The organism is uncultured Aquabacterium sp. (assembly GCF_947366995.1).
Lineage (GTDB): Bacteria > Pseudomonadota > Gammaproteobacteria > Burkholderiales > Burkholderiaceae_C > Aquabacterium.
Window position 1 is genome coordinate 74,912 of sequence record NZ_CANBCC010000006.1, and the last position, 17,296, is coordinate 92,207.

16 protein-coding genes and 1 pseudogene are annotated in these 17,296 nt (G+C 66.5%); 12 read left to right on the top strand and 5 right to left on the bottom strand.

Annotation, left to right across the window (positions count from 1 at the left end; genetic code table 11):
* Positions 1-225: 225 nt before the first annotated feature.
* Complete coding sequence (locus Q0Z44_RS03420) at positions 226-1,617, top strand: replication-associated recombination protein A (protein ID WP_298010319.1); 1,392 nt, start codon at positions 226-228, stop codon at positions 1,615-1,617.
* Between the two features lie 6 nt (positions 1,618-1,623).
* Here Q0Z44_RS03420 and icmH read toward each other — a convergent pair whose 3' ends face one another.
* Genes icmH through tssJ form a run of 3 tightly spaced genes read right to left on the bottom strand, consistent with a single transcriptional unit; the run spans position 1,624 to position 4,532 of the window.
* Positions 1,624-2,409: a type IVB secretion system protein IcmH/DotU gene (icmH, locus tag Q0Z44_RS03425; protein WP_298010322.1), complete on the bottom strand. Its 786-nt coding sequence runs from the start codon at positions 2,407-2,409 to the stop codon at positions 1,624-1,626.
* A 16-nt stretch (positions 2,410-2,425) separates the two neighbouring features.
* Positions 2,426-3,787: a type VI secretion system baseplate subunit TssK gene (gene tssK, locus Q0Z44_RS03430; protein WP_298010325.1), complete on the bottom strand. Its 1,362-nt coding sequence runs from the start codon at positions 3,785-3,787 to the stop codon at positions 2,426-2,428.
* 37 nt (positions 3,788-3,824) lie between these two features.
* On the bottom strand, positions 3,825-4,532 hold the full coding sequence (tssJ, locus tag Q0Z44_RS03435) for a type VI secretion system lipoprotein TssJ (RefSeq protein ID WP_298010328.1): 708 nt from the start codon (positions 4,530-4,532) through the stop codon (positions 3,825-3,827).
* 248 nt (positions 4,533-4,780) lie between these two features.
* Between tssJ and Q0Z44_RS03440 the strand changes: the two genes are divergently transcribed.
* The 8 genes from Q0Z44_RS03440 to tssH are packed head-to-tail and all read left to right on the top strand — an operon-like array spanning position 4,781 to position 14,353.
* The gene (locus Q0Z44_RS03440) at positions 4,781-5,464 is read left to right on the top strand and encodes a tetratricopeptide repeat protein (protein ID WP_298010331.1); all 684 of its coding nucleotides are present in this window, start codon (positions 4,781-4,783) and stop codon (positions 5,462-5,464) included.
* Positions 5,465-5,487: 23 nt separating this feature from the next.
* Positions 5,488-6,003 (top strand): type VI secretion system contractile sheath small subunit, encoded by a 516-nt coding sequence (gene tssB / locus Q0Z44_RS03445; protein WP_298010334.1) that lies wholly within the window; start codon positions 5,488-5,490, stop codon positions 6,001-6,003.
* 4 nt (positions 6,004-6,007) lie between these two features.
* Positions 6,008-7,486 carry a type VI secretion system contractile sheath large subunit gene (gene tssC / locus Q0Z44_RS03450; protein ID WP_109037188.1) on the top strand — a complete coding sequence of 493 codons (1,479 nt, stop codon included), beginning with the start codon at positions 6,008-6,010 and terminating at the stop codon, positions 7,484-7,486.
* A gap of 22 nt (positions 7,487-7,508) precedes the next feature.
* Positions 7,509-8,078, top strand: coding sequence for a type VI secretion system tube protein Hcp (locus Q0Z44_RS03455; RefSeq protein WP_109037187.1), 570 nt, complete (start codon positions 7,509-7,511; stop codon positions 8,076-8,078).
* Positions 8,079-8,110: 32 nt separating this feature from the next.
* Positions 8,111-8,581 (top strand): type VI secretion system baseplate subunit TssE, encoded by a 471-nt coding sequence (gene tssE, locus Q0Z44_RS03460; RefSeq protein ID WP_298010341.1) that lies wholly within the window; start codon positions 8,111-8,113, stop codon positions 8,579-8,581.
* The gene (gene tssF / locus Q0Z44_RS03465; RefSeq protein ID WP_298010342.1) at positions 8,578-10,449 is read left to right on the top strand and encodes a type VI secretion system baseplate subunit TssF; all 1,872 of its coding nucleotides are present in this window, start codon (positions 8,578-8,580) and stop codon (positions 10,447-10,449) included. Before tssE ends, tssF begins: the two co-directional genes overlap by 4 nt.
* Complete coding sequence (gene tssG / locus Q0Z44_RS03470) at positions 10,446-11,507, top strand: type VI secretion system baseplate subunit TssG (RefSeq protein ID WP_298010346.1); 1,062 nt, start codon at positions 10,446-10,448, stop codon at positions 11,505-11,507. The genes tssF and tssG overlap by 4 nt, the downstream gene beginning before the upstream one ends.
* A 59-nt stretch (positions 11,508-11,566) precedes the next feature.
* Positions 11,567-14,353, top strand: a complete 2,787-nt coding sequence (gene tssH, locus Q0Z44_RS03475) for a type VI secretion system ATPase TssH (RefSeq protein WP_298010351.1) — start codon at positions 11,567-11,569, stop codon at positions 14,351-14,353.
* A gap of 32 nt (positions 14,354-14,385) precedes the next feature.
* On the opposite strand, the gene Q0Z44_RS03480 is transcribed toward tssH, so the two are convergent.
* Positions 14,386-14,595 carry an oxidoreductase-like domain-containing protein gene (locus Q0Z44_RS03480; RefSeq protein WP_109037182.1) on the bottom strand — a complete coding sequence of 70 codons (210 nt, stop codon included), beginning with the start codon at positions 14,593-14,595 and terminating at the stop codon, positions 14,386-14,388.
* 101 nt (positions 14,596-14,696) lie between these two features.
* On the opposite strand from Q0Z44_RS03480, the gene Q0Z44_RS03485 reads away from it, so the two are divergent.
* Together Q0Z44_RS03485 and Q0Z44_RS03490 are read left to right on the top strand one after the other, a co-directional pair.
* Positions 14,697-15,500: a hypothetical protein gene (locus tag Q0Z44_RS03485; protein ID WP_298010361.1), complete on the top strand. Its 804-nt coding sequence runs from the start codon at positions 14,697-14,699 to the stop codon at positions 15,498-15,500.
* A 38-nt stretch (positions 15,501-15,538) separates the two neighbouring features.
* Complete coding sequence (locus tag Q0Z44_RS03490) at positions 15,539-16,231, top strand: hypothetical protein (RefSeq protein WP_298010365.1); 693 nt, start codon at positions 15,539-15,541, stop codon at positions 16,229-16,231.
* A gap of 19 nt (positions 16,232-16,250) precedes the next feature.
* Here Q0Z44_RS03490 and Q0Z44_RS03495 read toward each other — a convergent pair whose 3' ends face one another.
* Positions 16,251-16,790, bottom strand: a complete 540-nt coding sequence (locus Q0Z44_RS03495; RefSeq protein ID WP_298010368.1) for a PadR family transcriptional regulator — start codon at positions 16,788-16,790, stop codon at positions 16,251-16,253.
* A 118-nt stretch (positions 16,791-16,908) separates the two neighbouring features.
* On the opposite strand from Q0Z44_RS03495, the pseudogene fadH reads away from it, so the two are divergent.
* Positions 16,909-17,296 (top strand): annotated as a pseudogene (gene fadH, locus Q0Z44_RS03500) (NADPH-dependent 2,4-dienoyl-CoA reductase); the annotation flags it as partial.

Below are 17,296 nucleotides of genomic sequence, written 5' to 3' on the forward strand. Positions count from 1 at the left end.
TCGCTTCTGGTGAAGCAGACGTCGCACGACCCGGCTACCTTGACTGGCAGACACCCGACGGTGTGTGCCCGGCTTGAAAAAGGTCAGAGGGGATGTACTCAGATTCCTCATCGGCCGCCCATAAAGGGCTGGCACAGCGAAGAATCATCTATTGTGGCACCGCACCGAGGGTTTGTCCAGTCCCCCTCCTGTCAGCACGGTGGGGCGGCCTGCGACAATTCCGTCATGCAAGAGAGCCTCTCACTTGATCTGCCGGATCCCGGTGGCCAGGGCCGTCCTGCTGCCATCCCGGCGCCGGATACCGCGGCCGCGCCGACGCACGCGGTCGGCACGCCGTTGGCCGAGCGCCTGCGTCCCCAATCCATCGACGACGTGGTCGGGCAGGATCACCTGCTCGGCCCCGGCCAGCCTCTGCGCGTGGCCTTCGAGTCAGGCCAGCCGCACTCCATGATCTTGTGGGGCCCGCCCGGGGTGGGCAAGACGACGCTCGCGCGTTTGATGGCGCGTGCGTTCGATGCGCAGTTCCTCGCCATCTCGGCGGTCCTCGGCGGGGTGAAGGACATCCGCGAGGCGGTGGAACAGGCGCAGGCCGTGCGTCACCTTGGCCGGCGCACGATCGTGTTCGTGGATGAGGTGCATCGCTTCAACAAGGCGCAGCAGGACGCCTTCCTGCCTCACGTCGAGTCGGGCCTGTTCACCTTCATTGGCGCCACGACCGAGAACCCGTCTTTCGAGGTCAACGCTGCGCTGCTGTCGCGCGCCACGGTGCACGTGCTGCGGGCCATGGATGAGGGCGCCATGCTGACCCTGCTGGACAAGGGCCAGGCTGCGCTGGCAGGGCCAAGGCTGACCCCGGCCGCCCGCACTCGCCTCATCGCCTATGCCGACGGCGACGCCCGCCGTGTGCTCAACACCTACGAGACGCTGACTGCCATGCTGAGGGGCGTCGAGGAAATCGATGAACCCCAGCTCGAAAAGGCCCTGGGCGAACAGCTGCGTCGCTATGACAAGGGCGGCGACCAGTTCTACGACACGATCTCGGCACTGCACAAATCGGTGCGGGGCTCTGACCCCGACGCGGCGTTGTACTGGTTCGTGCGCATGGTGGACGGTGGGGTCGACCCGCGCTACATCGTGCGGCGGCTCATCCGCATGGCGAGCGAGGACATCGGTCTGGCCGACCCCCGGGCCCTGCGGATGGCGCTGGATGCTGCCGAGACCTACGAGCGACTGGGTTCACCGGAAGGCGAACTGACGCTGGCTCAATGCGTGATCTACCTTGCCATCGCGCCCAAGAGCAATGCGGCCTACGCGGCGTACAAGGCCGTGCGCGCGTGGGTCAAGCAAGACACCACCCGTCCCGTGCCCATGCACCTGCGCAATGCGCCCACCAAGCTGATGAAGCAGCTGGGCCATGGAGACGGCTACCGCTATGCCCATGACGAGCCCGAAGGCGTGGCCGCGGGCGAGCGTTACTTCCCGGATGGCATGGCCCCTCAGGCCTTCTACCAGCCCGTGAACCGCGGGCTGGAGATCAAGATTGGCGACCGGCTGAACCAGTTGCGCGCCATGCTGGGAGATGGCCGCGCCGGCACCGACACCGACCCTGCGGACTGACCGGTCTCAGGGCAGCGTGACCGTGATGTGCGCCACCTGGGGCGCCATTTGCACGATGTGATGTTGCTGGCCGAGCTGCTGCTTCGTCTGCTCGGTCAGCTGCCATCGCAGGCCCAGAAAGCCAGCCAGGGCCATCACCCCGAACACCGAACCGACCACCCAGAGCGGGACCTCGTTCTTCAGCTGGTTCTGCACCTTGTCGGGTGCCGCCCAGTGCGGCGCGAAAGCCGCGCCCTGGCCCTTCATGCGGGCGATTTCGTCACCCAGGCGCGCGGTCAGGTAGTTCAGCTTCTCCGTGCCTTCGAGCAGGTACTTGCCCTGGAAGCCCAGCAGCAGGCACATGTGGAACACTTCCAGTGCCTGCACGCGCGGTGCGCCTTCGCGTCGCAAGGTCTCAAGTCGCTCGAAGAACTGCTCGCCGGCCAGCTGCTCACCGAAGAACTGCAGTTGCAGAGGCAGCCGCTGCCAGGCATCGCGCACCTTGAAGCCGGACATCAGGACCACTTCGTCCACCGTGGCACAGAAAGCGTACTTGCAGGCGTACACGTCCTCGGCATCGGCCTGCATGCGCGTGGCGCCGCGCTCGAAGGCCGTAAGGAACTGCTTGATGCGCTCGCGGAAGGAGTCGGCGTCCAGCGGTGCATGCTTGGCCTTCAGCAGAAACAGCAGGTAGAAGCCGTCGTACATCAGGTCGAGCAGGCAGGTCGCCTCGCTCGATGTGCCCGCCTCATGGCGCGGGGAGGGCGCCCGGGCGCCATCGAACAGGGTGGGCATGGCAGAAGAAGGCGACATGGTGCGGTTCCCCAGGTCAGGCGTTGACCGCCACCAGCTCCAGCTTCAGATCCTGGATGCCGGCGGGCACATAGATGGTGAGGGCCTGGGCCCGCAGCATGCGCTCGTAGAGCATGCCGCGCGGTTCCAGCGTGAAGTAGTAGCTTCCGGGGCGCACCGGCACGGCAGCGGGCACCTGGGGCGCATGCACCAGTCGCACGCCAGGCATGGCCGACAGCACGAGTTTTTCGACGTCGTCGGGTGCGCCGACCTTGAAGCGGTGCGGCACCACATCGACCAGTTCCGCTGGCGGCATGGCTGCCGACACACCAAGGTAGAACTGCGTCTGCTGTTGGATTTGCTCCGCGTCCAGGCGCCCCTGGTGGAACGAAGGCTGCACTTCGTTCAGGGCGATCGCGAAGTAGCGCGTGGAGATCACGGTCTCCAGCAGCTCGCGAACGATCTGGTCCAGTCGGTTGAACGCGGGGCCCGGATTGAGATGATCGTACGCGGGCAGGTCGGCCAGCGTGTAACCCTTGGAAAAGGTCAGCAGGGCGCCGGCCAGCTCCAGGAGGCGTTCGAACAGCCGCTCGGGATGCAGGGCCGGGTGCCGCGCCAGGTGGGACAGGCTGGCAAAGGCCGCGCTCGCGGTGTGCAGCAGCCAGAACGAGGCGACGTCGCCCGAGCGGAACTCGATGATGTTCTTGCTCGGCTCCCGGTGCAGGCCGTAGAGCGCGTCCACCTTCGCCTGCAGCACGTCGAGCAATCGCCGCACATGCAGGAACAGCGCGGGTGAGGCCTGGATGCTGGCGCACGGCGGCATGAAGCGGCCGTCCAGTTCGAACCCGCCGGTCGAGGTCTTCTTGAGCCGAAGCAAGGGCAGGCTCACCAGATGAGCCCGCGGTGCCACGTCGGGCAGCAGGCGTGCCGACTTGCGCAGCACCACCACCTCCGCTGAGACCGCGTCGGTGTAGGCGTCACCCACCTGCCGCCCCTCGCGGAAGTAGCGCACCGCTGTGTCGGCCTCGTCTCGGGATGCGGCCACATTGGTGCCCTGCGCACGCAGCGGCGCCATCGTCAGATGGAAGACAGCTTCGCCGGCCAGCGTGTCGGCTGCATCGCCCAGCGCGCTAAGGGCCACGGGCGGCGGGAGCTCGTCATCACCGGGCGCGTTGTACAGCTCGCCATCCGGCAGGATGGCGCGCACTTCGAGCAGGCGCAGCAGGCCAGTCTGCAGTGCATCCGGATCGACCTTGATGTGCTGGACACCCCAGGCATACGGATGCAGTGCACGCGTCATCTGCGCGAGACGCCACTCGTGGTAAGCGTCCTGTTGCTGGAAATGCTGCGGGCGCAGAAAGAGGCCTTCGCCCCACAGGATCTTCGGAGTCGGGATCAAGACGCGGTTCCTTTCGGTTCGTATCGATGGGGCGCCGTCATGGGCAGGGGACGGCGACCGAGCGCGCGGCAGGGGCAGATGTGCCGAGGGGCTCGCCGACCTGCACGCTCATGGCGCAGGCATGCACCCCGACATGCAGGCCGGACCATGCCGCCTTCGGTGTGCTGAACGCATAGCGCCAACGGCCCTCGGCCGGCTTGCGGAACAGCGCCACGACGCCAAGGAAGCGGCCATCCCGCGCCACCTTTTCGGTGGAGGCGTGACGCTGGCCCGGCACGAGCTGGATCTCTCGTGCACCGAGCAGGTCTTCGCCGAACGCTTCCTTCTCCTTGCCCGCGTCGCCAAACACACCGAGCGGTGCCTGCAGGAAGGCATCGGGGCTTTTCAGTCGGTAGACGCGCACCAGCACGGCCAGCGACTGTCCGCTCGGCGTCACGTTCAAAGCGTCGCTCGCATGCAGCTTCAGACTGACGGGCCAGTCCGGTAGCGCGCTATCGGGCACCTGAGGCAATTCCGGCGGCGCTGGCTGCTTGAGCCCCACGCTCTCGAGCGCCTTGTTGCCCAGGTTGCCGATGGCATCGAGCAGCCCGGCCTTGTCAGTCGATGGCAGCGCTTGAGCCTGTGCCGACTCCGGCGCGGCTGGCATGGCCGGTGCCTGCGGGGCAGAGTTGCAGGCGCCCAGCAGCGCGGATGTGACCAGCGCGGCGACGCACCAGCCCGTCGTACGGCTTCTCCCTGTTGTCATGACTTCTGTGGACGGAGCGACCAATGCCCTTCGCCGGGCGGTAGTGTAGAGAGCCCCGCCTTCGAGTCCGAGTCCACTCCCCCCACCAGGGGGCAGTGGAGATGAAACGGATTGAAAGAGTCTGTAAACACCCCCCGGAAGAGGGCAGGCGCTCCAATCGAATTCGGCTCTAATCCGGCCAGCCATCAAGGCGCTGCCCAAGAGCAGGCCGGCACAGAAGTCAAGTCAAACGATTCAGGGAGCAAGGTGTGAAGCTGTACAGCATTCGCCGCGGCATGGGCTGCGCGGTCGGGGTTCTCGTGTTGTCTGCCAGCCTGACGGGCTGCGGCACTGTCCGCAAGCAGGATGAGGCGAGTGCCCGTCTGGCCGTGCAGGAACAGGTCAACGAGAAGCTCGCTGCAGCCGAGAAGGCCCAGCAGCAAGGCCAGCCCGACAAGGCCATCGAGCACCTCGATGCGGCGATCAAGGCCGATCCGGCTGCCAAGGAGCCTTGGCTGAAGAAGGCCCAGATTCACTTCGAGGCTCGCCAGTACGGGCTGGCCATCACCGAAGCCCAGGAAGTGCTGCAACGCGATGTGAACGACCTCACCGCGAAGAGCATTGTCGCCGTCAGTGGCCTGCGTGTCAGTGCCGAGGCGCTCGAGCAACTGCGCAAGGCCAACGAGGTGACCGGCTCGACGCGCAGCGAAGCCGAAAGCGTCGCCCGCATCATCCGCGAGGCGCTGGGCGAACCCATTCTCCCGCCGGTCGCCGGCCCTGCTGAGCCCCCGGCCAAGCCGCGTGGCAATCGCTCTGCCTACCGCCCGCAGGCCGCCGTGATGAACCGTACTCAGGCGCCGGCAATGGGCGCAGCGCCCTCACCCGCCGGCGTGAAGCCTGCCGCCCCGCCTGCCGGTGGCGCGCGCAGCAACCCCTTTGGTGCCTTGCAGTAAACAGACCAGGAAGGAGCCTTGTCATGGCCAAGAAAGACAGTGTGCAGGACCGTCTCGGACGTGTCCGTGCCCCCCGCGTGCAACTGCGCTACGACGTCGAAATCGGTGACGCCACCGAGCAGAAGGAGTTGCCGTTCGTCATGGGCGTGATGGGCGACTTCACGGGTCAGCCCGACCCTGACAAGCCGCAGGTCCGTCTGAAGGACCGCAAGTTCGTCAACGTCGATCTGGACAACTTCGACGAGGTGATGGCTGGCATGGCGCCGCGCGCCAGCTACCGTGTGAAGAACAAGCTTGGCCCCGATGGCGGCGAGTTCGCCGTGAACCTCGAGTTCAAGAAGATGGACGATTTCCGGCCTGAAGCCGTGGTCGAGCAGGTCGAGCCGCTGCGCAAGCTGCTGGAGGCACGCAGCAAGCTGTCAGACCTGCGAAACAAGCTGGCTGGCAACGACAAGCTGGAAGACGTGCTCGGGGAGGTGCTCAACAACACCGAGAAGCTCAAGCAACTGGGCGAAGAAACCCAGCAGGGCGGGGAGTGACATCATGAGCGCACAACTGCAGGCACAGACCGGTGCCGTGGTCGAGTCGACCAGTCTGCTCGACGACATCGTCGCCAAGAGCAAGGTGGCCAAGACCACCACCGAGCACGCCCGTGCGAAGGACCTGATTGCCGAGCTGGTCAAGGAAGTCATGCAGGGCACGGTCACGGTGTCCGACAACCTCTCGGCCACCATCGATGCACGCATCGCCGAGCTTGACCAGCTGATCTCGATGCAGCTCAGCGAGGTCATGCACGCCCCCGAGTTCCAGAAGTTGGAGTCCTCGTGGACGGGCCTGCACTATCTGTGCAAGCAGACCTCGACGGGCGAGATGCTGAAGATCAAGGTCTTCAACGCCACCAAGAAGGAGCTTGTCAAAGACTTCAAGACGGCCATCGACTTCGACCAGTCGGCGCTGTTCAAGAAGGTCTATGAAGAAGAGTTCGGCACCTTCGGTGGTGCGCCGTTTGCCAGCCTGATTGGCGATTTCGAAATCGGCCGTGGCGCGGAGGACATGTACTTCCTCGAGCAGATGTCGCACGTGGCAGCCGCCTCGCATGCACCCTTCGTATCGGCCGCATCGCCGGAGCTGTTCGGTCTGGAGACCTACACGGACCTGGGCAAGCCCCGTGATCTGGCCAAGGTGTTCGACACGGTGGAATACGCCAAGTGGAAGTCCTTCCGTGACGCCGAAGATGCCCGCTACGTAGGGCTGACACTGCCGCGCTTTCTGGGGCGTCAGCCATTTGATCCGAAGGACGGTGTGACCTGTGAAGGCTTCAACTTCGTCGAGCGCACTGATGGCACCGACCACGAGCGTTATCTGTGGGTGAACGCCGCGTACGCGTTTGCGGCTCGCCTGACCAATGCCTTTGAGAGCTACGGGTGGTGTGCTGCCATCCGTGGTGTCGAAGGCGGCGGTCTGGTGGAGGACTTGCCCACCCACACCTTCCGGACCGACGATGGTGAAGTGGCACTCAAGTGCCCCACGGAGATCTCGATCACCGACCGCCGTGAGAAGGAGCTGAGCGACCTCGGCTTCATCCCCCTGGTGCACTGCAAGAACACCGATTACGCCGCGTTCTTCGGAGCGCAGTCGGTGCAGAAGGTCAAGAAGTACGACTCGGATGCCGCCAGCGCCAACGCCGTGCTGTCGGCCCAGTTGCAGTACATGTTTGCGGTCTGCCGCATTGCGCACTACATGAAGTCCATGATGCGCGACAAGATTGGCAGCTTTGCCTCGCCGGGCGAGATCGAGGCCTACCTGACCGGCTGGCTGCAGCAGTACGTGACGACAGACCAGGCCGCCTCGCAGGAAACCAAGGCGCGCTATCCGCTGGCCGAGGCCGCAGTGCAGGTTTCAGAAGTACCCGGACGTCCGGGGGTGTACAGGGCGGTTTCGTTTGTTCGTCCGCACTTCCAGCTGGACGAGCTGTCCATCTCGTTGCGCCTGGTCGCCCAGCTGCCCGGCTCCAACGGTTAATCAAACACAGGAGGAATGAGGAATGGCAAAGGACATCTTTGTCGAGTTCGTGGGCTCGGACGTCATCGGTGACGTCCGTGACAAGGACCACGGCTCAGCATCGCCCACCGCGAAGAACACCAAGCCGACGCTCGAGGTGAGCTCGTGGACGCAGACCGTGCGCCAGCCCAAGTCGGCGACGTCATCGACGGCCGGTGGTCACTCGGCCGAGCGCTGCGAGCACGCCGACATGGTGTTCACCAAGGACATCGATGCTGCCACGCCGAAGCTGCTGCAGGCCTGCTCGGCCGGCACCATCTTCAAAGAAGTCAAGGTCTACTTCTACCGTGCGATCTCCAGCACGGCAAACCAGGCCGGGCAGCACAACGGCGGCCTGCAGCGCAAGCGCTACCTGCTGATCGAAATGAAGAACGTGCTGGTGTCCAGCGTCACGCCGCAGGTTGGCGGTGAAGGCCTGCCGACCGAGACGTTCTCGCTGCGTTACTCGGCCATCCGCTGGTCGTACGACGAGGTGAAGATCGACGGCACCGTCGGTCACACCAACGTGTCGTGCGCCTGGAACCTGGCCACCAACACCACCACCTACTCCTGATGGAGTCCGGGGGCGCAGCCCCCGTCTTGTCCATGCCTGACCAGTTCCCGCCCAGCATCTGGGATCGCCTCTTGGCCGCCGAGGGCGAACATCGGCCGGGCGGGCTGGTCGGCATCGACAAGATCAAGGCCCAGGTGGCGCGCGATGTCGAGAACATCCTGAACGCCCGACAGGCGCTGTTCCTTGCCGGCGCCCAGTACAGCCTTGCTGCCCGTTCAGTCATAGGCTTCGGCCTCACGGACTTCGCACACGTGACCACCTACGGAACGCACGAGATGGACGAGGTCTGCCGCAGCATCGAGCGCGCCATCCTGGCCCACGAGCACCGGCTGCGTCATGTGCAGGTGCGGTTCCGGGGTACATCGCTGATTGCCGGGCGCTGGGGCTTCGACGTCGTGGCCGAACTCCGTGTCGGCGATGCGCGCGAGCCGATCAGTTTCGAAGCCGTCATGGATTCGTCCAAACAGAATTTCAGCGTGCAACAGGGCGCCGGACCCGCATGAAGAGCCTTGTCCCCCATTTCGAACGTGAGCTGACCTTTCTGCGCGAAAGGGCGTCGGGGTTCGCGCGCGCCTATCCGAAGATCGCTGCCAGGCTCGAGCTGAGTGACGGCGTCTCAAGTGACCCGCATGCGGAGCGCATGATCGAGTCGTTCGCCTTGTTGGCCGCCCGCATCCACAAGCGGTTGGACGACGACTTCTCGCTGTTCACCGAGTCCATGCTTGAGGTGCTGTACCCCCACTACCTCCGGCCGTTCCCTTCGTGCTCGGTGGCGCGCTTCGATCAAGGCGCGGCGGCCGGGCAGCTCACCCGAGCGATCACGGTGGGGCGAGGCACCAGCCTGCAGAGCCGTCCCGTCAAGGGCGTGGCGTGCCGGTTTCGCACCACCAAGGACGTCACCCTGCTGCCGCTGGTGGTCCAGTCGGCGATCTATCGCAATGCGGTGAAGGCGCCGCCCGGCACGCCCCTGCCAGCCGGCGTCACGTCCGTGCTCTCGGTACGTCTGTCCTTGTCGTCACCTCAGGCGGCCTGGCCCGATGTCCTGACGCGACCGTTGCGTTTCTATCTCGACGGTGAGCCTTCGCTGGTGGTCGCCTTGCGCGAGGCCCTGTGTCGGAACGTCGCGAGCATGATGGTGCAATGGGGTGACCATGGTGTGTGGCAGCCGATGGCATCGGACGCCCGACCACAGCAGGCGGGGTTCGATCCGGACGAACCGCTTGTGGCGTTCGACTCGCGAACGCACGACGCCTATCGGCTGCTCACCGAGTACTTTGTCTTTCCCGAGAAGTTCAACTTCGTCGACCTGCCGGTGTCGTCCCCTGCTGGCGCTGTCTCCGGTGCTGGCGAGTCCGACGCGCGGAGCTTGACCGTCCATCTGCTGATGAAAGGCATTCGCAGCGACTCGGATGCATCGCGCTTGCTCGAGATGAGTTCGGAGCGCAACCTCTTGCTGGGCTGCACGCCGGTCGTCAACCTGTTCGAGCAGCACGCCGATCCCATCCGCATCACGCAGCAGACGGTGTCCTATCCGGTCGTGGTGGACAGTCGGCGCGCTTTTGCCTATGAGGTTCACACCATCCGCAAGGTGTTCCGGGTCAGGAAAACGGCGGAAGGGGAGGCGGTCGAGGCCTTCGGGCCGATGTTCTCGTTCCGCCACGGCGACGACGAGGCCGATGATGAGGGCGCTCCCCGGTGTTATTGGCATGTCCGTCGCGACGAGGACCTGGCTGAGCAGAGCCCGGGTTACGAGACGGAGCTGACGTTGGTGGATCAGGCCTTCAATCCCGCCGCGCCGCAGATCGATACGCTTTCGCTGACGGTGCTGGCGACCAACCGCGATCTGCCATCGCTCTTGCCTTTCGGCCTGCAGGGGGGCGACCTGTTCATGGAAGGGGGCGGTCCGGCGCGCGAGATCCGCCTGCTGCGCAAGCCGACGGCCAGCGTGCGGCTGCATCGGCATGGCGGGATGTTGTGGCGCTTGATCTCGCATCTGTCCCTCAACCATCTGTCGCTGGCGTCCGGGGGCGCCGAAGGCCTGCGTGAGATGCTGGGCCTCTATGACTTCGCCCGCGCATCGGGTGTGCGGGGCATGATCGATGGCCTCGAAGACCTCCGGTGTCGCGATGCGACGGCCTGGCTCCCGGGCGAGCCATTTGCCTCGTTCGTGAAGGGCACGGAAGTCCAGCTGTTTGTCGATGAGGAGCGTTTCGTCGGGGCGGGACTTGGCCTGTTTGCTGAAGTCCTGGATCGGTTCTTCGGGCTGTATGCCCACGCCAACAGTTTCACCCAGCTCACCGTGCTGGCCGCGCGTACCCAGGAAGTTCTGGTGTCATGTCCTCCCCGCAGCGGCGCTCAACGTCTGGTGTGATCCACCAACTGCTGCAGCAGCCGCAGCAGTTCGATTTCCTGCAGGCCGTGCGGTTGCTGGACCGTTGGCTGGACGGCGGGTTCCCAGCGGGGCGCGGGTTGGCGCGGGTTCGCTTCCGCAATGCCGTTTCGCTGTCGTTCCCAGCGAGCGACATCGAGGCGCTGGTGGTGCACGCTCGCGAGGACAACTTCGCCGACCTGGGTGCGATCCCGGCCACCGCCATTGACCGGGTCGAGGTCACGCCTGCCTTCATGGGACTGCTGGGCGTGAGTGGCGCCTTGCCGCTGTGCTACACCGAGGCCATCGGGCAGCGTGAGCTGTACCAGAAGGACACCGCAGCCCGCGCGTTCCTCGATGTGTTCACGCACCGCTCGGTCGTGCTGTTCTACGACGCGTGGCGAAAGCACCGCTTGCCCATCGATCTGGAGCTGACGGCGCCACGTCGCTTCCGGCGAATGATCCTGTCGCTGGGTGGGCTGAATGCCGTGGGGGAGCGGCCACGGGGCGGAGCGGAGCGAGTACCTGCGATTTCGGCCCAGGCACTCGCGTATTACGGCGGGGCGTTGCGGCACCAGCGGTGGTCGGCTGTGCAGGCCCAGCGCGTGCTCGCTGAGTACTTCGGTTTGCCGGTGCACATCGAACAGTTCGTGGGCCGCTGGTACGCCTTGCCCGAGCTCGCCCGAGCGCGGCTCGGCGTGCAGGTGGCTGGACAACGCACCCAGGGCGTGCTGGGGAAGTCCGCGCTGCTGGGCGAGCGGGTCTGGCAGCGCAACCTGTGCCTGCGCGTGGAGTTGGGCCCTTTGCCGCACGCCCGCCTGCAGGGGTTTCTGCCGGAGAGCCGCGGAGCGCGCGCGCTGTCACAGTGGCTGACGCTGTGCTTCGGGACCGGGCTGACCTTCGAGGTGCGCCTGCGACTGGACCGCGCGCACATCGAGCCGACCGTGCTGCACTCGGGCCGCGACAGCACGCGCAGCCGCCTCGGCTGGGACACGTTTCTGCAGACCCGCCCATCCACTGCAGACCGCGGGGACATCCGCTATGAGCTTCATCCCGCTTGAGCCAGGCGGGATGCATCAGAACAAAGAACACACAAGGACCAGGGAAGGACCCCGTTGCCATGAGCCAGAACCTCAAGACCCTCATCTCGAAATTGAACGACGCCACGCGCCAGGCGGCCGAGCGGGCCGCCAGTCTGTGCATGGGCCGCGGACACTACGAAGTGGACATCGAACACCTGCTGCTGGCCTTGCTGGAGAAGCCGGGCAACGACCTCGCGGTGCTCGCTCAGCGGGCCAGTGTGTCGCTCACCGAGTTGCAGCGTGACATCGAGGCCGAGCTGGCTGGCTTCAAGACGGGGAACACGCGCACGCCTGTGTTCTCGGCGCACCTGCCGGTGCTGCTGGAGCACGCCTGGTTGATCGCGTCGCTTGAATCAGCTGTTGCCCGCATCCGCAGTGCGCATCTGCTGTTGGCGCTGCTGACCGAGCCCACGCTGAGCCAGTTGGCGCACCGCACGTCGCGGTTGTTCGCGCGCTTTCCGCTGGAGGACCTGAAGCACCGACTGGCCGAGGTGACCCGCGGCTCGACGGAGGCGGTGACACCGGCCGCATCCCGCTCGGCGCAGCAGGACGACAGGGAGGGGGGTGCCGAGGAGGCGGATGCTACCGATGCCCTCAGCGGCAAGACCCCCGCCCTCGACCAGTTCACCACCAACCTCACGGAGCGCGCGCGCGAAGGCAAGGTGGACCCGGTGATCGGTCGCGACGCCGAGATTCGACAGGCCATCGACATCCTGATGCGCCGGCGCCAGAACAACCCCATCCTGACGGGTGAGGCGGGCGTCGGCAAGACGGCGGTGGTGGAAGGGCTGGCCCTCCGTGTGGCCGAGGGCGACGTGCCGCCGCCGCTGCAAGGGGTCGCCATCCATGTGCTCGACATGGGCCTGCTGCAGGCGGGCGCGTCGGTCAAGGGCGAGTTCGAGAACCGCCTCAAGAACGTGATCGACGAGGTCAAGCGCAGCGCGCATCCGATCATCCTGTTCATTGACGAGGCGCACACCATGATCGGTGCGGGCGGCCAGGCGGGGCAGAACGATGCAGCGAACCTGCTGAAGCCTGCCCTGGCGCGCGGTGAATTGCGCACGATCGCGGCGACGACCTGGGGTGAGTACAAGAAGTACTTCGAGAAGGATGCAGCGCTGGCGCGGCGCTTCCAGGTGATCAAAGTGGAGGAGCCGTCCGAGGAGCTTGCCTGCGCGATGCTGCGCGGCATGGCACCCTTGATGGAAAAGCACTTCGGCGTGCGCTTGCTGGACGGCGCGATTCGGGAGGCGGTGCGCCTGTCGGCGCGCTACATCAGCGGTCGGCAGCTGCCGGACAAGGCCGTGAGCGTGCTGGACACTGCGTGCGCCAAGGTCGCGCTGGGCCAGAGCGCCACGCCGGCCCGCATCGAGGAGGCGCGCAAGCGTCTGGAACGTCTGGACGCGGAGGCGGCGGCCTTGCTGCGCGAGGCCACGATCGGGGCCCGGCATGGTGATCGCCTCGACGCCTTGAAGGCCGAGCGCAACGCCATCGTGCAACAGTTGCAGGCCGACGAGGCCCGCTGGAGCCATGAGCAGCAGCTGGTGACCGACATTCAGGCGCTGCGCGCGAAGCTGGAGCAGCAGGCCGGTGGCCTGTCGTCCGCCGAAGCGGGCCTGGCCACGACCGCTGCAGAGGCCACCGTGCCCGAGGGCACGAGCAAGGCCGCAAAGTCGCGCAAGAAGGAGGCGAGCCCGGCGTCGCCCGACCATGAGTTGCTGGCCGGCAAGCAGGCCGAGCTGGCCGCGCTGCAGGGCGAGGCGCCGTTGGTGCCGATGCAGGTGGATGGTCACGTGGTCGCCGAGATCGTGGCGGCCTGGACAGGCATCCCGCTGGGCAAGATGGTCAAGGACGAGATTCGCACGGTGCGCAATCTGCAGGGGACGCTGCAGGAGCGCGTCATCGGCCAGGACCACGCGCTGGCTGCGATCGCGCAGCGTGTGCGCACGGCCCGCGCCGGGCTCGAGGACCCGAACAAGCCCAAGGGTGTGTTCCTGTTCGTGGGGCCCAGCGGCGTCGGCAAGACGGAGACCGCACTGGCGCTGGCCGACATCCTCTATGGCGGCGAGCGCAACCTCATCACCATCAACATGAGCGAGTATCAGGAGGCGCACAGCGTCAGCGGCCTGAAGGGCTCGCCGCCCGGCTATGTGGGCTATGGCGAGGGCGGCGTGCTGACCGAGGCCGTGCGCCGCAAGCCCTACAGCGTGGTGCTGCTCGACGAGGTCGAGAAGGCGCACCCGGATGTGCTGGAGATGTTCTTCCAGGTGTTCGACAAGGGCGTGATGGACGATGCAGAGGGGCGCGAGATCGACTTCCGCAACACGGTGATCATCCTCACCTCGAACGCGGGCTCACAGCAGATCATGAACGCGTGCTTCCGGCAGGACGAGGAACTGGGTGGCCCGGTGATGCGGTCGGTCGACGAGATGCCGGCTGCAGACGAACTGGCGGAGACACTGCGCCCGGTGCTCTACAAGACCTTCAAGCCGGCCTTCATCGGGCGGACCAAGGTGGTGCCCTATTACCCGCTGAACGACGAAGTGCTGGTCGACGTGATCAAGCTCAAGCTGGATCGGATTGCGGCCCGCGTGGCGGCCAACCACCAGGCCGAATTGAGCTACGACGACGCGCTGGTGGAGTCGGTGCTGGCGCGGTGCACCGAGGTGGACACGGGCGCCCGGGCGGTGGACCACATTCTCAATGGCAGCCTGCTGCCCGAAGTGGCGGAAAGCGTGCTGGCTCGCATGGCCGAGGGGCAGCCCATCCAGCGCATCAAGGTGAGCGCGGCCAAGGACGGTGCCTTCCGCTTCAAGGTGGCGTGATGGCGGGCCGGGGTGACGGGGTTCGGCCCTGCTCAGTCGCTGAGCACGAGCATGGCCTCGTCGCACCAGTCGTTGGCGGCGGTGTAGAAGCCTTCCCAGACGCAGCCGTTGCAGCCACGGCCGCAGCAGGTGGTGGGCTCGGGGGGCGGTTCGCGCAGGGTGACGCCCTTCTGGGCGGCCTGGCGCTGGAAGTGGGCGAACATGGCCTGGGCCGATTCGCGGTCGGTGAGCTGGAAGTCCATGGTCACGCGGCGTGCAGGGCGCCGTCTGGCTGAGGGAACATCGCGCGGACACGGTGCGCGAGGCGTGCGGATGATACCGGCATGCGTGGCATAGTGTCCGCGTGCAGCCCGATGTGTCCCGTGATCCCGTGCCCGCGTCGCCGTCGCCTTCTGGCGACCCGGCGGCGGGTGGTCGTGTGGTGACATGGCGGGCGCTGATCCTGACGTCGATCGTGCTGGTGCTGGCCATGACGGCCGTGGCGGTCGGCGTGGCAGCGTATGCGTGGCACCACCTGGCCGCCCGTGTCACGCTGCGCGAACAGCAGGCCGACGTGCTGCTGCCCGAGTCGCTCGCTGTACGGGCCACCGTGGCCGAGGGCGTGACGGTGCGCATCGACCAGACGCTGCCGGTGCGCGTGCCCATCCAGCAGGCACTGTCCATTCCGATCGACGACGAGATTCCGCTGGTGGTGAGCCTGGACACGACGGTGCCCATCGCGCTGGACGTGCCGGTAAAGACCGTGATCCGGCTGGACCAGTCCGTGGACGTGGACACCCGCGTGCAGACCCGGGTGCTGGGCATGACGCTGAACCTACCCATCCGGGGCCGTGTGCCCATCCAGGCCGATGTGCCGATCGACGTGATCGTGCCGGTGCGCGAACGGTTGCCCGTGGTGCTGCAGGCGCCGGCGCGGGTGAGCCTGCCCGAACCCATCCGCACCCGCATAGACACCGTGATCGAAGCCCGTGTGCCGGTGCGCGAGGTGCTGCATCTGCCGCTGTCGCGCCCGGTGGAGGCGAGTTTGCGCTTTCCTCAGCAGACGGTGCGCGCCGGGCTGGCCGAGCTGGATCTGACCCTGCCGTTCCAGGCCCTGAGCATTGGCAGCTTGAAAGGGCCGGAGCCCACCGGTGCCCCTGTGCCATGACGGGCCACACAGGGGCGCCATCGGGCTGGCATCGTGTGGTGACACGTCCTCAGATGGTGGTGGTGGCGCTGCTGGTGCTGACCGTTTGGCTGGCCCTGATGGCCATGGGTGCGTGGTTGTTCTGGCGGCATGCCGAAGTGCGGCTCGCGCTGCGGGATCAGCCGCTCACGCTCACGTTGCCAGCCGGTCTGCAGGCCGCGGCGACAGTGAATCGCCCATTGACGTCGCGCCTGAAGGCGTCGCCCCGGGTGCCGCTGGAGGTGGATCAGCGGGTGCGGGTGCGCTTCGAGGATGCACTGTCGGCCCGTGTCGCGTTGAAGACGGTGCTGCCTGTGCACACAGTGGTGCAGGTGGACCAGCAGGTCCGCGTGTCGGCGCCGGTGTCGCTGGATGTGCCGGTGGTTCGGTGGTTGCCGCCCTTCAAGGTGACGGTGCCGGTTCAGCTGGTGTTGCCGGTGCAGTTCAAGGTGCCAGTCGACACGCAGGTGCCACTGGACCTCGACGTGCTGGTGAGTGGTCGCTGGCCGGAGGACCTGATCGTTCCCCTGAAGGCCAGCTGGAGCCTGCGGCCCGAACTGGACGCGCCGCTGCGAGCCGCATTGACGCGAGAGACGCTGTTCACCCTGCAGGGGCCGGTGGCGCCGCTCGCACTGCGCATCCCGGCGATGGACTTGCGCATGCCGGTAAGCTGGATGGCGCTGGTGGCGGCACCACCCCCGTTGACACGGTGAGCGGGCGCGCAGGCGCGCGTCAGGCCGTCTGCTGCAGCACGCCGAGGGCCTCTTCGCACCAATTGGCCCAGCTGGCCTCGTACATGATCCCGGTCTTGAGGATGAGATGCTGGATGCGCTTTTCCCGCGTGGCGGGGTGGCCGGGCGGGAAGTCGCGCGCTTCGATGGCCCGGTAAGCGGCCAGGCGGGTCTGGTGCAGCTGCATGCGGCGGCGCAGCTCGTCTTCCAGGCCCAACGGGCCGATGGCGGCGTCGGCGCGCAGGCGCACCATCAGCTCGTCGCGCAGGTCGGTGGGCTCGGTGGGTTCGCGCACCCAGGCGCGCAGCGCGGCTTCGCCGGCGGGCAGCACCTGGTAGAGGCGCTTGCGGGTCTTGCCGCCGTCCGGCGCGGCGTCGGAAGCGATCCACCCGGCCTGTTCCATGCGGGCCAGCTCGCGGTAGATCTGCTGGTGGGTGGCGTGCCAGAAGAAGCCGATGGACTTGTCGAAGCGGCGGGCGAGGTCGTAGCCCGAGGACGGTTTTTCCAGCAACGAGGTCAGCAGGGCATGGGCGAGCGACATGCGGCCAGTGTAGCGGGCCGGTGCGGGTATGCAACCAGTTGCATGTTGTCGGCGACTCGATTAGAGTCGTGCACCGCTATGCAACTGGTTGCATCGAGACCTTTCTGCCGGAGACCCCATGACCGCGTACCCCCACCTGCTTCAACCCCTCGATCTGGGCTTCACCACACTGCGCAACCGTGTCCTGATGGGCTCGATGCATGTGGGGCTGGAAGAGGCCAAGAACGGCTTCCAACGGATGGCCGCTTTCTATGCCGAGCGGGCGCGGGGCGGTGTGGCGTTGATGGTGACGGGTGGCATCGCCCCCAATGACCAGGGCCGGCCCTATCCGGGTGGCGCCCGCCTGGCCAACGAAGAGGAGGCCGCGCAGCACCGCGTCGTGACCGAGGCCGTGCACGCGGCCGGCGGCAAGATCGCGATGCAGATCCTGCACTTCGGGCGCTATGCCTACCACCCCGAGCTGGTCGGCCCGAGCCCGATCCGCGCGCCGATTTCGCCGATGCCCC